Source organism: Clostridium sp. LY3-2 (assembly GCF_024705715.1).
In the GTDB taxonomy this organism is placed as follows: domain Bacteria; phylum Bacillota; class Clostridia; order Clostridiales; family Clostridiaceae; genus Clostridium.
Map to the genome: position 1 here is coordinate 25,224 of NZ_JAMDLQ010000010.1, position 14,605 is coordinate 39,828.

Below are 14,605 nucleotides of genomic sequence, written 5' to 3' on the forward strand. Positions count from 1 at the left end.
TGTTTACTAATTTATATCGTGCTATTTTTCACCCTATTAGTTCCCTCTATATTTACATCAACATCTATCTTTAAATCAATTTTAGAAAGTATATTTTTAACTATAAGCTTTGGATACTTTTTTTCTAGGGTATGTTCTATTCCTAAGATATCAATATTCTTTTTATTAAATTTATCAAAAAATGAGTGAAGATATAAAGCAAGCCTTTTTTCTTCTTCCTCTTCTAAATTTTTAATAGCTTCTCTATTATATATAAACCTTCCCTGTTCCTCTGCTAAAACAACTCTAGTTTTAATCTTTTTAGTTAATAAAACGCGACTTCCATTATATTCTATATCCGTCTTAGTTTTATTGTTTAAAATTTCTAAAGTTATAAACCCGTCTTTCATTTGAGGGTTTGGGATTTCAAGAGTTCCAGCGCTTAAGTTATCCATAAGAAAATTGTAACTAAGACCTTCTGTTACATCTATTTTTTCTAGCATAACGCTATTTTTCATAAGAACTCCACCTTTTAATTCTACTCTCTTTTGCCCTAAATCCTCACGAAGTTCTAGTGCACCTAAAAGTGCATAGTCAGATCCTATTTGGCTTTCAGCTAAATAATCACTTATATTCGTTGCTATGGTCCTAGAATTAACTTTATTTTTTTGAACTAAATCATTTAAAAATACTCCAAGATACTCTTCATCACTTGCAGTTATATTTAAAAGTTCATCTACATCTCCAAAGTAAACAAAAGCATAAGGCTTTGCTTGAAATTCTTGGTCGTTATTAATTAAACTTAAAAACTTATCTATCCCTTGCCTTGCTGCAGTTTCTGTAAATATCAATGCCCTATTTTGAGTGAAATTTATTTTATAACTAGCTGCCATATTTAAATCTCTTATAGCTTCTAAGGCTGTTTTCCCTTTTCCTTTATAAATAATTCTTTTACCGCTATCTGAAGATTCGTTTTCGTTTCTGTAAGGCCTTACGCAATCCATATAAGTTATAACGTTCCCTACGTCATCTATATCGAAAATTATGCTTGTTGTAAATGTTACTAAGTTTATTTCTCTATAGTTATAGCACCCTGAAATAATTAAAGGTAATATAAATACTATTAATAAAACTTTACTTATTTTCCTTTTCATTTTTTCCATCCTCCCTAACTATAGTTCTAGAGATCCTATCTAACTTCCCTCTTAAGATAGTATCTCTAAATGAATAGTTTTCTTTGCTTCCTATAGGGAAAAGATAAGAATATCCCATACTATCTAAGTCAGCTAAATTCATAAAAAATATGATAATAGATACAAACAATCCAGGAAGTCCAAACAAAGAACTAACTATAACAAAGGTTAATGCTGATAAGGTAACTGAACTGTATAGTTTAGGAATTAAAAAGTAGCTTATCATACTTAAAGAAACCACTATAACCGTTATCCTAGATGCGATACCGGCACCAACTGCAGCTTCTCCTAAGATAAGTCCAGATACAATACTCATAGCACTTCCTATAGGTTGAGGAAGTCTAAGTCCCGCTTCTTTAATAATCTGAAAAGTTATCATCATAATTAAAACTTCGATTATTGTTGGAAGCGGTATTCCAGCTCTAGATACTGCAAGCCTAAACAAAAATAATGATGGAATAAGTCCAAAGTGATATGTGACAACTGCAACGTAAAATGCTGGAAGAAATGTTGCTAAAAAGAATGCTATCCACCTTAAAATTCTAGTGAAATTTGCAAACTTTCTATTTAAATAATAATCATCAGGTGCTTGAAAATTCTCTAAAAAGAAATATGGAACTGTTACAACAAATGGAGTTCCATCTACTAGTATCGCTATTCTTCCTTCCATTATTTTAGATGCAACTTCATCTGGTTTTTCAGAGTAACCTACCGTATCAAATACAGACTGTGAACCCTTTAATTTATCTTCTACGTAATTTGTATCTAATAAAAACTCTGCATCTAAATTTTTCACTATATCTTTTACGTCTTTTATAAGTTCGTCTTTTGCAACACCTTTTATATATCCTAGACAAACTACAGTTTGACTCTTATTTCCAACGTATATAGGTTCAAACTTTAGGTCTGGATTTTTGATTTTTCTTCTGATTAATGAGATATTATCAACAAATAGCTCATTAAACCCTTCTCTAGGTCCCTTAACGACTGCTTCTGTTTCAGGAATCCCAATCCCTCTTCTTACAAACCCCTTAGCTTCACAATAGATTATATCTTCATATCCTTCTACAAATATAACTACATCCCCTGATAGTATATGAAGCATAGCATCGTCTAAATCTCTCTTATTTTTAACGTAACTTGCTAAATTAATCTCTAAAACATTAGTTATAAGTTCATCTAAATCTTTACAATGATATTCTCTATTTTTGATAGGACTTACTATGTAATCACTTATAAATTCAGTGCTGCAAAGATTATCAATAAATACAAGAGTTGTTTTTCCAAGTACACCTTCAATTTCTCTGTACTTTACATCAAAGCAATCTGAAAATCTTCTTTTTATGTAATCTAATGACTTGCCCATAACTCTCCCTCCAATTTCTAATTTGCTATAAAAATATTATTCCTTTATCCATGTTTAATATTCACATTTATGTAAATACTAATTTTGTGTATTTAATTTTTTTCTAAAAAAGGAGTGAGAAATTTGAACAAAATCACAACTAAACATCTTATGATAATAATTTTTGCAATCTCTACTATAAGTATTAGAACCTACTCTTCTCTTTTTATAAATTTAGGGGGCAGAGATACTTGGATAGCTGTGCTTTTAGCTGGAGTCATCATTTCCCTTTGTTTGTTTTTCGTACTTTATGTTTCAAAGAAGACTGACTCCTTTAATTTTAAAGAGGTATTAGATAAAACTTACCCTAAATTTTTAAGTAAACTTCTTTGCTTTTTATTTGCAATAGGTTTATTTATTACGTGTATAGAAACAGCAGCCGTTGAAACCAGCTCAATCCACACAAACATATTTTTAGAAACTCCCTACTGGTACTGCTTAATATTTTTTATAGTTCCTGCTGGATACGCTATAACTAAATCCTTTAGAAGTATTTTATCTATTACAGTTTTAATAGTTATTGCAGTATTTATAAACAACATCCTCTTAGCAATTTTCCTTTATGAATACGTAAAAATAGATTACATAATGCCAATCCTTGGGCAAACAGTTTTAAGCGACTTTTTAATTACTTTATTATTTTCTTTAGGTGGGCTTTCTTGTATTTTTATATTTTTGCCATACCTTAAACTTTTAAAAAATGATAGAAAAATCTTAAAGTATTCAATCGTTACTTCTGTTCTTATAATTTTAATTAGCTCAAGCAGTGTTCTTTCAGTAATTTCAACATTTGGTCCAAATAGAGCTTCTAATATTTTTTACCCAGAGTTTATACAATCTCAAAGGGTTCAGCTTTATGGATTTATTGAATTTGGAAACTTAATGTTTCTATTTAGAACAGTATGTAATTGGTTTATAAAATACCTTCTTTGCGCAACAGCAATTATATATTTATACAAAGATAAAATTAACAGTAAGAAAACATTTTCAATATTGTTCTCTATTTCTGTATTTGCTATATCATATTTAGTTGGAAGTAAGCAGTACAGACTGTTTTATATACTTGATTTTTATCAGTTAATATCCCTCGTAACACTACTTGTTGTGCCACTTTTGACATATAGTATATACTACTTCAAAGAAACTAGAAAAAAATAGATTTTCAAAGTGCATTTCCTCCAATTTTAAGATAAAAATTATTACCATTTTTTTAGAAAATATGATATAATATATGTGTATCAAATAGGACATTTCTCTAAGATAATAACTATCCCCTTAAAAACTAAGGTTTAGAAATTATCAAAGTCAATTTTCCTATTAGTTTTTAAGGAGGTATTTCAAAATGGAAGATAAGAAATTAGTATGTAAAGACTGTGGAGCTGAATTCGTATTCACTGTAGGTGAGCAAGAATTCTTTAAAGAAAAAGGATTCGATAACGAGCCAGTTAGATGTCTTGATTGTAGAAGAAAAAGAAAAGCTGAAAGAAACAACAGATAATTTTAGTTTTTCTATTAGTGCCCTAGCAATTTTGCTAGGGTTTTTGTTTATTCTTATTTAAATACCCTTAAAAATTTGATAATTTCACATCAAATTGACATAATAAGATAACGATTTTATAATTTATATTATATAACTAAAAAGGAGTTGAATTTAATGGAAAACACAGATTCAAAAAAAGTAATCTTTAGTGGCATGCAACCTTCTGGTGAGCTTACTCTAGGAAACTATTTAGGGGCCCTTAAAAACTGGGTAAACCTACAAGAAGAATATGACTGCTACTTCTGTGTTGTTGATTTACATGCAATTACTGTACGTCAAAAACCTGCAGATTTAAGAAGAAGAACTCTTGAACTGCTTTCAATATATATAGCATCTGGTATTGACCCTGAAAAGAACACATTCTTTATTCAATCTCACGTACCAGCACATTCAGAAGCCGCTTGGCTTTTAACTTGTAACTCATACGTAGGTGAATTGTCAAGAATGACTCAATACAAAGATAAGTCTCAAAAAGCTGGTGATTCTATAGGCGCTGGATTATTCACTTATCCTGTACTCATGGCAGCAGATATACTGCTTTACCAAACTAATTTAGTTCCAGTTGGAAAAGACCAACTTCAACATTTAGAATTAGCACGTGATATAGCAACAAGATTTAATAACACTTACAGCCCGACTTTTGCTATCCCTGAAGGATACACTCCAAAGATAGGTGCTAAAGTTATGAGTCTTCAAGAGCCAACTAAAAAAATGTCTAAATCAGACGATAACGTAAACTCATTTATTCTTATAATGGACCCACCAGAAGTTATAAGAAAGAAAATTTCAAGAGCTGTAACTGATAGTTTAGGTGTTATTAACTACACAGACGAACAACCTGGAGTTAAAAACCTTCTTGATATAATATCAGCTATAAAAGGGGTTTCTCCTTTAGACCTTGTAAAAGACTACGAAGGCAAAGGATATGCAGACCTTAAAGAAGATGCTGCAAATGCTATCATAGGTGAACTTTCTCCAATCCAAGAAAAAGTTAAAGCTTTAATGAGCGATAAAAAAGCTTTAGAAGCTATCTATAAACAAGGTGCAGAAAAAGCATCTTACGTAGCGACTAAAACTCTACGTAAAATGCAAAAGAAAATAGGATTTATCCCAAGATAATTTTATTTTAAAAATGCACTTTAAAATTCTAAAGAAACTCTCCTTTTCTAGGAGGGTTTCTTTTTGTATTAATCTAAAATTTACCCTTTTTATTGTAAATGTTTACTTTGTTTACAGTTTTAGAATTTACTTCAATTTATGAGAAGAGTATCCTTATATTAAGGCTCAATTTTAACTTTAATCAATAAAAGGAGGGATACTTTTTGGATATAGATAGGAGATCTAAGATAAACAGTATAATTTTTATTATCTCTTATGTTTTTATGGGTGTTTTAGGAGGTGTAACCTTAGATACTATGGTTACTTTTTTAGACGCCGACCCAGCTACTAAAACAATTGCAGCAGGTATGTCTGTAATTATGGGGATTGGGTTTTATGGCGGTGCTATACTTCTTTTAGTAATACCTAAATTCGGTTACAAAAAGACATTGATATGTTCACCAGTATTTTATATTATCGGGACTATTATTTTAGTTAAATTTACATCACCTTTAATAATTGCAATATCAGCTTCTATAGTTATGATAGGTGTTTGTATGTTTGATGCTATTTTATCTCCCTATTTGACTTGTTATACAACAGAAAAAGATAGAGATAAGGTCTTTTCAACTACTATGTGGACAAACGTTGTTGGTATGGTTATAGGTACATGGTCTGGAGGTAAACTTATTGCTTTAAGATTTGCAGATAGGCTCCATGTTAGCTATGACAGCGCAAAAACTTTAACAGAAAGTGTAGATAAATTTAATTCATTACAGTTAAATGCTTATGTTGGTGCACATAGAGATGCACTTTTAATTTACACTGTAGTTGCGGTATTATGTTTAATTCCACTTATTTTTATAAAAGAAATTCCAGCTGATTATAGGAATGTAAATGCTAGTAAAAAGAAAGAAAAAATTAATTGGAAACCATTTTTAACTAAATACATACTTTTCTTTATAGTATTTTCATTCTTAATAAGATTTGGTGCTTCACTTATAACTCCATATTTCTCAGTTTTCCTAAGTAGGATGGGTATTGATAGAGCTACAACATCAGCTCTTATATCATATCAATACTTTGCTATGGTAATCTTTATGATGGCATCACCTTGGATAGTTAAAAAACTAGGAAGAGTCGGTGCTTTAGGAGGATTATCACTAGTATCAATACCATTTATGCTTATAATAGCTAATGGTGCTGCCTTTGGAACACATATGGTAATGGCAGTAGGTCTAGGCTTATTCTTCCGTTCCGGATTTATGAATGCAGCCTCTCCTGTACAACAATCATTACCAATGGAATTCGTAGATAAAGAAGCGCGTCCAGCATACAACGCAGTAATCTACGTTGCACAAGGTTTAGCACAAGTAGTAGCTGGGCTAATTGGAGAAAGGTTTATATTTAATTTAACTAATGGTTACGGAAAAGCTTACTATATAACAGCTATAATATACACAATCGCTTGCGTAATGCTATTAGTTATCTATATGAAAAAATATAATAGACTACCAGAAGATGATAAAGAAGAGGCTAATTCTGATGTAGCACTCGAAGCATCATCTGACGGACAAGCACAAGCTTAAAAATAATTTATAATTATTTTTAATAAATTTCCTTTATATCTACCTTTAATATAAAGCTGATTTTTTTAAATTCGTCATTTAGAATTTAAAGAAGCAGTAAAACTTAAGAGCCTCTGATTAAGCTTTAATCAGGGGCTTTTAAAGTTTTTATTTAACTCTTTTTAGGCTAAAAACTTGATTCATAAAATACTTTTACCTCTAGTTATATATGTTATAAATTTAAAAATCATAAAAAAACTACTTGAATGTTATGCTACTGTGTTGGTTTTTTATTTTAATTTAAAAGCTTGTATATTTACCTCTAAAATATGTCTTACATAAATAAAAAAATATATTTATAAAATCTATAAATTAATTCTAAGTATGCCAAACTACCGTATTATTTCTAACAAAAATCTTTTGAATTATATGTTTTACTATCTTCTCCAAACTTTAAATTAATCTCTTTACTTACTCTTTTAAAATACCAACAATTTTGCATAACATTCTTATAGTTAACTTTTAATAAATATATTTTATGTCAAATTATAGGTTGTCCTTAAATATAAAATTCTTTATATCGTAATTTAATAAAAATAACTCTATTCTAAACTTCTATTTAATTCATCAAATGTAATTACCAACACTAGAATATAACATTTCTATAGCTAACTTTTTTATCTTTATTGCTATACCCTACCCAGGCTTGTCCTCCCCTTTTTCACATTTCTCTTTTTTATATTTCTTCCATTTTCTACATCATATATAAGTTGTTCTAAAAATTATACTAAATCTCATTAAATTGTATTAAATTAATAAAACTCAATTTATGAAATATTTATATATTAAAATACCTATTTAAGTTACAATATCTACTCTATTAAATCCACCAACACTAGAATATAACATTCCTGTAGTTAACTTAAAATATTTCAAACTATGTATTACTACTAATGCTCTCAAAAGCTTGTACACTCATATTACAAAGGATTGTACATTCATATAACTCAAGCTTTTATGCTTGCTTAGGTAAAGATTGTACACTCATGCTAAAATCTTGTATAAGTGGTTATTATAGCTTGTACCTGACGTTTTTTTGCGATTTAATTACAATTTTATCACGATTAAAACACGTTTTTATAAGAGCTTGTACCGCCTTTCCAAGAGGCAAAAAAAGAAACTCCTAAAAGGAGTTTCTCATAAATTGATTTATATTAAAATTTATTTTATGTGGCATGCTATAAAATGTCCTTTATCTAGTTCTCTTAATTTTGGAGTAACTTTAAGGCACACATCTTCAGCGTATTTGCATCTACTTGCAAACATACACCCTTCTTTAGGATTTATAGGGCTTGTTATTTCGCCTTCTAAAACTATCCTATTTTTGTGTTCTAATTCCTCTTCATCCATAACTGGAATTGAAGACATTAAAGCTTGAGTGTAAGGGTGAGCTGGATTTTTGTAGATTTCATTACTTTCCCCAATTTCCATAAGCTTTCCTAAGTACATAACTCCTATCTTATCTGATATATGTCTTACCATTGATAAATCGTGGGCTATAAAAAGATAAGTTAGATCATATTTTCTTTGAAGGTCTATTAAAAGGTTAATAACTTGAGCTTGGATTGATACATCTAGTGCTGAAATCGGCTCATCGCACACTATAAACTTTGGTTTAACTGCAAGTGCTCTAGCTATTCCTATTCTCTGTCTTTGTCCTCCTGAAAACTCGTGAGGGAATCTTGAGATATGTTCTTTATTTAAACCTACTGTTTCTAAAAGCTCATATATCTTCTTAACTCTCTTATCTCCACTATACATGTTATGTATATCCATTCCCTCTGCTATTATATCCCCAACAGTCATACGTGGGTCTAAAGAAGCATACGGGTCTTGGAATATCATTTGAACTGTTTTTGAGTATTCACGCTTTTCTTTATTTGATAATTTTGAAATATCTCTTCCTTCTAAAAGGACTTCACCGCCTGTAGCTTCGTATAATCCCATAACAGTTCTTCCACAAGTAGTCTTTCCGCAACCTGATTCTCCAACTAATCCTAAAGTTTCACCTTTATTTATTACAAAACTTACATCATCTACAGCTTTTAATGTTTTCCCTTTTCCAACATTAAAATATTTCTTTAAATTCTTTACTTCTAATAAAACTTCTTTATTTTCCATAACCTAAACCTCCTCTAAAGGTGACTTAACTTTAGGCGCATATTCATGCATAAGCCAACAGTCTACTTTGTGAGTATCAGATATTACTGTTTCCTCTGGTCTTTGTTCTTTACAAACCTCCATAGCATATTCGCATCTTGCTGCAAACGGGCATCCTGTAGGAGGATTTAAAAGATCTGGTGGAGTACCACTTATTGAATAAAGTTCACCCTTATGTTCTGTGTCTAAAGTAGGCATTGATTTTAAAAGTGCCCAAGTGTAAGGGTGCTTTGCGTTTTTAAAGATATCTTTTACTGTACCTCTTTCAACTATAACTCCAGCATACATAACTTGAATCTTATCTGCATGTTCAAATACAACTCCTAAATCGTGAGTTATAAGAATTACTGCTGTTCCCATTTGAACCTTTAATTTATCTATAAGGTCCATAATTTGAGCTTGAATAGTAACGTCTAATGCTGTTGTAGGTTCGTCTGCTATTAAAACCTTTGGTCTACAAGCAAGGGCCATAGCAATCATCATTCTTTGTCTCATACCACCTGAAAACTCAAAAGGATATTGGTTTAATCTTTTTTCTGGGTTTGGTATGTTAACTAATTTAAGTAGTCTTATAATTTCTTCTTTGCTTTCTAGTTTATTTAAGCCTCTGTGGATTTTTAAAACCTCTTCTATTTGTTTTCCGATTTTCATAGTAGGGTTTAAAGAAGTCATAGGGTCTTGGAATATCATCCCTATCTCCCTTCCCCTTACTTTTTGAAGCTCTTTATCACTTAGTTTTAATACGTTTGTTCCATTAAAATCTATTTCTGAATCTTCTTTTATATCTGATATATCTTTAGGTAATAACTTCATTATTGATTTAGCTGTAATACTTTTCCCTGAACCTGACTCTCCAACTATAGCTAGAGTTTCTCCTTCATCTAAATCAAAACTTATACCTCTCACAGCTTTTACTTCCCCTGCATAAGTGTGAAATGATACTTTTAAATTTTTAACATCCAATAATTTTTTCATATCCTAAACTCCTCCATTTCACTATTTTCTTAATTTAGGGTCAAGTGCATCCCTAAGTCCGTCACCAAAAAGGTTAAATGCAAGCATTGTAAGTGCAATTGCAAGTGCTGGGAATATTACTTGGTATGGATAAAATAACATCATTTGTTGCCCTTCTGATGCCATAGCACCCCAACTAGTTTGAGGTGGTTGAATTCCTAGTCCTATAAAGCTTAAGAAAGCTTCTGCAAATATATAACTTGGTATATCGAAAGTAATATAAACTATTATTATTCCTAAAGTGTTAGGAAGCATATGTTTAAATATTATTCTCATAGGACTTGCACCTAAAGTTTTAGCCGCCATAACATATTCTGATTCTTTAAGTTGCATAACCTGACCACGAACCATCCTAGCTATACCTGTCCAACCTGTTAATACTAGCGCTATTAAAAGTGGAACTATACCATTTCCAAGTCTTACAGAAATTAATATAACAACTATTAAGTATGGAATACTATTTAAAATTTCCACAATTCTCATCATGATATTATCAACTTTTCCACCAAAGTATCCACTAATACCACCATAAATAGTTCCAAAAACACATTCTACTACAGTACCAACAAATGCTATGATAAGTGATACTCTACCACCTACCCAAAGTCTATCGAAAATATCTCTTCCTAAAGCATCAGTACCAAAGATATGTTCACTTGATGGTCCTTGGTTCATATTATAAATATTTTGAATTTTATAACTATCTCCAGCTATAAGCGGCTGAATTGCACACATTAATACTATTAAAACTAGTAATACAAGTGAAAACATAGCAACCTTATTTTTCTTAAGTCTCATCCAAGCATCTTGCCAATAAGTTAGATTCGGCCTCTCGATTGATTCTGACTTAGACTTATCTATTCCAACTATCTTAAATTTATCTCTATTTAATTCCATAGCCTTTCCCCCTAACCTTCAAGCTTAATACGTGGATCAATAACACTATATAGAATATCTACTATTAATATTGAAAGTATATAAAGCCCTGAGAAAAATACTGTAAGACCCATAATTATGTTGTAGTCTTTAGTATATATCGCATCTATAAGTGCGTTACCAAGCCCTGGTATTGCAAATATCCTTTCAATTACAACAGTTCCTGTTATGATAACAGCAAGTTGTGGTCCTACTATAGTGATTATTGGTAGTATTGCATTTCTTAAAATATGTCTGATTGATATTTTAAAAGATGATAGCCCCTTTGCTTGTGCAGTTAAAATATAATCTTGTCCTACTACATCTAAAACAGATGCTCTCATATATCTTGCGTATGTTGCTATTCCTCCAAAACTTAAAGCTAAAGTTGGAAGTATAACAAACCTTATTCTTTCTAAAAACGGAGTAGAACTGTCATACCAACCTGCAATAGGTAAACCTCCTACCCCTCCTAAAGTCGTTTGAAGAAGAGTTGCTAAAACGAAACTCGGGATAGATACCCCAAGTATTGCTATAAACATTACCACAAAGTCTATCTTGCTTCCTCTCCTATAGGCTGCAATTATTCCTAAAGTTACACCTACTAAAAGTCCAAAACCTACTGATAATAATCCTAATGTAGCTGATGCAGGTAAGTTATCGTGAACTTTATCAACCACTGTAGTTCCTGGAGTTACAAAAGAATCTCCAAAATCACCTTTAACTAAGTTTTTAAGATATATAACATATCTTTCACTTATAGGTTTATCAAGTCCGTATTTAATCTCCATTTGCTTTGCAACCTCTTCTGGAAGCTTCTTAGCTTGAGCACGCACAGGATTTCCTGGCATGCTACTCATTAAGAAGAATGTTGCAGTTACTACTACAAATAAAGTTATTATCATTAATCCTAATCTTTTTAAAAGATATTTAACCATATTCTTCTCCCCTTACTTTTTAATACTTACCCAGCGTAATTGGTATCTTCCACCAAACTTTGTAAACTGTAATCCTTCTACATAATTCTTTTGGAAAGAGTTCATATCTTGATAATAGATTGGTGCCATTGCTGGATCTTTAACTACCTCTTCAAGCTCAATTTCTTTACAAATCTCAATTCTTTTCTTTTGATCTCCTTCATTATTCAACTTTTTAAGAAGCTCATTAACTTTCTTATTATTGTATCCTCCAGTATTACTTCCGTTACCTTTCATAAATAAATCTAAGAAAGTTAAAGGAGAGTTATAGTCCCCAGACCAACCTGAAAAAGCTAAATCATATTCTCCATTATTTTCTTTTTGAAGATAATCTGAGAAATCTGCTGTAGGAACAATTTCTATATGAATTCCTAATTTCTTTTCCCAAACATCTTTCATAAATTCAGCTTGAGTTTTAGTTCCTGCTGTACTTCCTTGAAGTAAGTATTTAAAAGTATATTTTGAAGGATCTTGATCTAAACCTTCTTCTTTTAACCCTTCTATTAATAAATCTTTAGGGTCTTTAAATTTAATTTCATTTAAAGGCTGTTTTACTTCTTTTCTGTAATCTAAATCACCTTCAAGTATTCCAGGTGGAACGAATCCATAAGCTGGTATACAAGTTTTTATAATCATATCTGTAAAGCCTTTTCTATCTACTGCTAAAGAAAGTGCTAGTCTTACTTTAGAGTTTGCTAGAGCTTTATTTTCACTTTTTACGTTATATTTTGTAAAGAAGATACTAGGCATAGCAGAGTAATCAATCTTCCACTTTCCTTCTTTTTCTCCTTCTTTAAGTTTGTTTATGTAATCACCAGTACCGCCTTCTATTACGTCTAGTTGATCATTTGCAAACATTTGATACTTAGTATTAAATTCTTTTATTTCCATTAATCTTATAGTTGGAACTTTAATTTCATTAGCATTCCAATAGTTTGGATTCTTTTGTAATTCAACCTTAGCTCCTTTTTTCCATTCCTTAACAACATAAGGTCCACTATAAACTAATTTTTCAGGTTTAGTTCCGTACTCTTCTCCAAACTTTTTAACTATATCCTCTCTTTGAGGAGATAACGCTGAAAAAGCTACTACCTGATCAAAATATGGAACTCTGTGTTCTAATTTAACAACAAGAGTATTTTTATCTGGTGTGCTTATACCAACATCTTTTGCATTTCCTTTTCCTGTGTAATATTTTTCCGCATTTACTACAGGGAATAAGAAGAATGCATAACTTGCCCCAACATCTGGATTTAATAATCTCATCCATGAATACTTAAAATCTTCTGAAGTTAGAGGTTTTCCATCACTCCATTTAAGACCGTCTCTTAAGTGGAAGGTATATGTTAAACCGTCTTTACTTACATCAAAACTCTTAGCTGCCCCTGGATAAGGCTTATCATGGTTGTAAACAAGTAGAGTCTCTTGCGTGTTTTGAATCATATTAAAAGATTCACTATCAGAAGCTTTAACGGAATCTAAAGTCCTAACTGCCCCTGTTGTCATTACTAAACTGTCTTTTTTTGATAAGTCTTGTTTTGAATCACCGCATCCTGTAAATGTTAGAACTGATATAGTTCCAATCAAAAAGAAAGATGCTATTTTTTTAAGTTTCATTTCTTAACTCCCCCTTTTTTATAATTCTATCAAATTTTGGGTAAAAAAATTATTTACATTCTGCAAATTTTCCAGTACAAATCTCCTTCTTTGTTTTTGAGAAAAATACATATGTTTATGAAATGAAAACTTAGACATCGTTCGTGATTTTTTTCATTCATTTTTCTAAAATTTTGGGAAATAAAAAAAAGCCAGTTTTATTGATTTTACTGACTTTAACTAATATATTGAATATAATTTATGAAAGAATATTTTTAATTAGTTGCATATGCAACACTCTTCTTCAAATACTATATTTTACATTTCTTCCACCGAGGCTACCTCTCTCGTTTTTACTCTTTTTTACATTTTAATGAACTAACTGTGAATAAATTTTGTTTAGATTTTGAACCTTATAGTAGTATCTTATCTATTTTCTCTATAAATAATTTGTTTAATAACTGTTAATTTTAATCAGTTTTTAATTTCTATCTATTTTTGTTAGTATAATTATATCTGTATAAGGGGGTATTGTATGAATAAGAAATTATGTAGATTCTATAAGATATTATTTTTATCAATATCATTATCTCTATTAATTCCATTAAGCTGCAACGCAGATGAAGAAAATAAAGTTATTAAAGTAGGATTTTATGAGTAGGGTTCTTATTATTATTATGATAAAAATAAGAACCCTACTGGATATTATGATGAATTACTTAAGTACATATCAAAAGAATTAGGTATGAATTACGAATATGTAAATGTACCGATTGATGATGCTCTAAAAGATTTAAAAAATGGTGATATTGATTTATTATTTGGATTAAATAAAACTCCTGAACGTGAAAAATATTTCGCATTCACTAATCACTATATTGCAAACGAAGATTATGCTATATATACAAATAAAGATATAAAAAGTAGTGACTTACAAAGTTTAAAAGGTTTAAAGTTTGGTTATATAAAAGGAGAGTCTAATAATGACTATCTCTTAAAAATATTAAAAGAAAAGAATATACCAGTTGATTTAGTAAATTGTGATTCATATAAAGAAACTGAAACGGCTTTAAGAGAAAAGAAAGTAGATTTTATAGTAT

12 protein-coding genes and 1 pseudogene are annotated in these 14,605 nt (G+C 30.4%); 6 read left to right on the plus strand and 7 right to left on the minus strand.

The window, feature by feature from the left end; translation table 11 throughout:
* Positions 1-11 precede the first annotated feature (11 nt).
* The gene (locus M4I33_RS02235) at positions 12-1,133 is read right to left on the minus strand and encodes a Ger(x)C family spore germination protein (protein ID WP_257915248.1); all 1,122 of its coding nucleotides are present in this window, start codon (positions 1,131-1,133) and stop codon (positions 12-14) included.
* Positions 1,114-2,538: a spore germination protein gene (locus M4I33_RS02240; RefSeq protein WP_257915249.1), complete on the minus strand. Its 1,425-nt coding sequence runs from the start codon at positions 2,536-2,538 to the stop codon at positions 1,114-1,116. Before M4I33_RS02240 ends, M4I33_RS02235 begins: the two co-directional genes overlap by 20 nt.
* Positions 2,539-2,661: 123 nt before the next feature.
* Between M4I33_RS02240 and M4I33_RS02245 the strand changes: the two genes are divergently transcribed.
* The 4 genes from M4I33_RS02245 (at position 2,662) to M4I33_RS02260 (ending at position 6,804) form a co-directional block, all read left to right on the plus strand.
* Positions 2,662-3,735 (plus strand): endospore germination permease, encoded by a 1,074-nt coding sequence (locus M4I33_RS02245; protein WP_257915250.1) that lies wholly within the window; start codon positions 2,662-2,664, stop codon positions 3,733-3,735.
* Positions 3,736-3,919: 184 nt separating this feature from the next.
* Positions 3,920-4,075: a zinc-ribbon domain-containing protein gene (locus M4I33_RS02250; protein ID WP_194191094.1), complete on the plus strand. Its 156-nt coding sequence runs from the start codon at positions 3,920-3,922 to the stop codon at positions 4,073-4,075.
* Positions 4,076-4,231: 156 nt separating this feature from the next.
* Positions 4,232-5,236: a tryptophan--tRNA ligase gene (trpS, locus tag M4I33_RS02255; protein WP_257915251.1), complete on the plus strand. Its 1,005-nt coding sequence runs from the start codon at positions 4,232-4,234 to the stop codon at positions 5,234-5,236.
* Positions 5,237-5,439: 203 nt separating this feature from the next.
* Positions 5,440-6,804, plus strand: a complete 1,365-nt coding sequence (locus M4I33_RS02260; protein WP_257915252.1) for an MFS transporter — start codon at positions 5,440-5,442, stop codon at positions 6,802-6,804.
* A 1,200-nt stretch (positions 6,805-8,004) separates the two neighbouring features.
* Here M4I33_RS02260 and M4I33_RS02265 read toward each other — a convergent pair.
* From M4I33_RS02265 to M4I33_RS02285, 5 genes are read right to left on the minus strand one after another with little or no spacing between them, the layout of a single operon-like run.
* Positions 8,005-8,964 carry an ABC transporter ATP-binding protein gene (locus M4I33_RS02265; RefSeq protein ID WP_257915253.1) on the minus strand — a complete coding sequence of 320 codons (960 nt, stop codon included), beginning with the start codon at positions 8,962-8,964 and terminating at the stop codon, positions 8,005-8,007.
* Positions 8,965-8,967: 3 nt separating this feature from the next.
* Entirely contained in the window at positions 8,968-9,978 is a 1,011-nt protein-coding gene (locus M4I33_RS02270; RefSeq protein ID WP_257915254.1) for an ABC transporter ATP-binding protein, read from the minus strand.
* 21 nt (positions 9,979-9,999) lie between these two features.
* Positions 10,000-10,914 (minus strand): ABC transporter permease, encoded by a 915-nt coding sequence (locus tag M4I33_RS02275; RefSeq protein ID WP_194191088.1) that lies wholly within the window; start codon positions 10,912-10,914, stop codon positions 10,000-10,002.
* Between the two features lie 11 nt (positions 10,915-10,925).
* Complete coding sequence (locus M4I33_RS02280; RefSeq protein ID WP_257915255.1) at positions 10,926-11,870, minus strand: ABC transporter permease; 945 nt, start codon at positions 11,868-11,870, stop codon at positions 10,926-10,928.
* Positions 11,871-11,882: 12 nt separating this feature from the next.
* Positions 11,883-13,526: a peptide ABC transporter substrate-binding protein gene (locus M4I33_RS02285; RefSeq protein WP_257915256.1), complete on the minus strand. Its 1,644-nt coding sequence runs from the start codon at positions 13,524-13,526 to the stop codon at positions 11,883-11,885.
* A 514-nt stretch (positions 13,527-14,040) separates the two neighbouring features.
* Here M4I33_RS02285 and M4I33_RS02290 point away from each other — a divergent pair.
* Together M4I33_RS02290 and M4I33_RS02295 are read left to right on the plus strand one after the other, a co-directional pair.
* The gene (locus M4I33_RS02290) at positions 14,041-14,166 is read left to right on the plus strand and encodes a hypothetical protein (protein WP_257915258.1); all 126 of its coding nucleotides are present in this window, start codon (positions 14,041-14,043) and stop codon (positions 14,164-14,166) included.
* Between the two features lie 21 nt (positions 14,167-14,187).
* A pseudogene (locus tag M4I33_RS02295) lies at positions 14,188-14,601 on the plus strand (substrate-binding periplasmic protein); the annotation flags it as partial.
* Positions 14,602-14,605 lie beyond the last annotated feature (4 nt).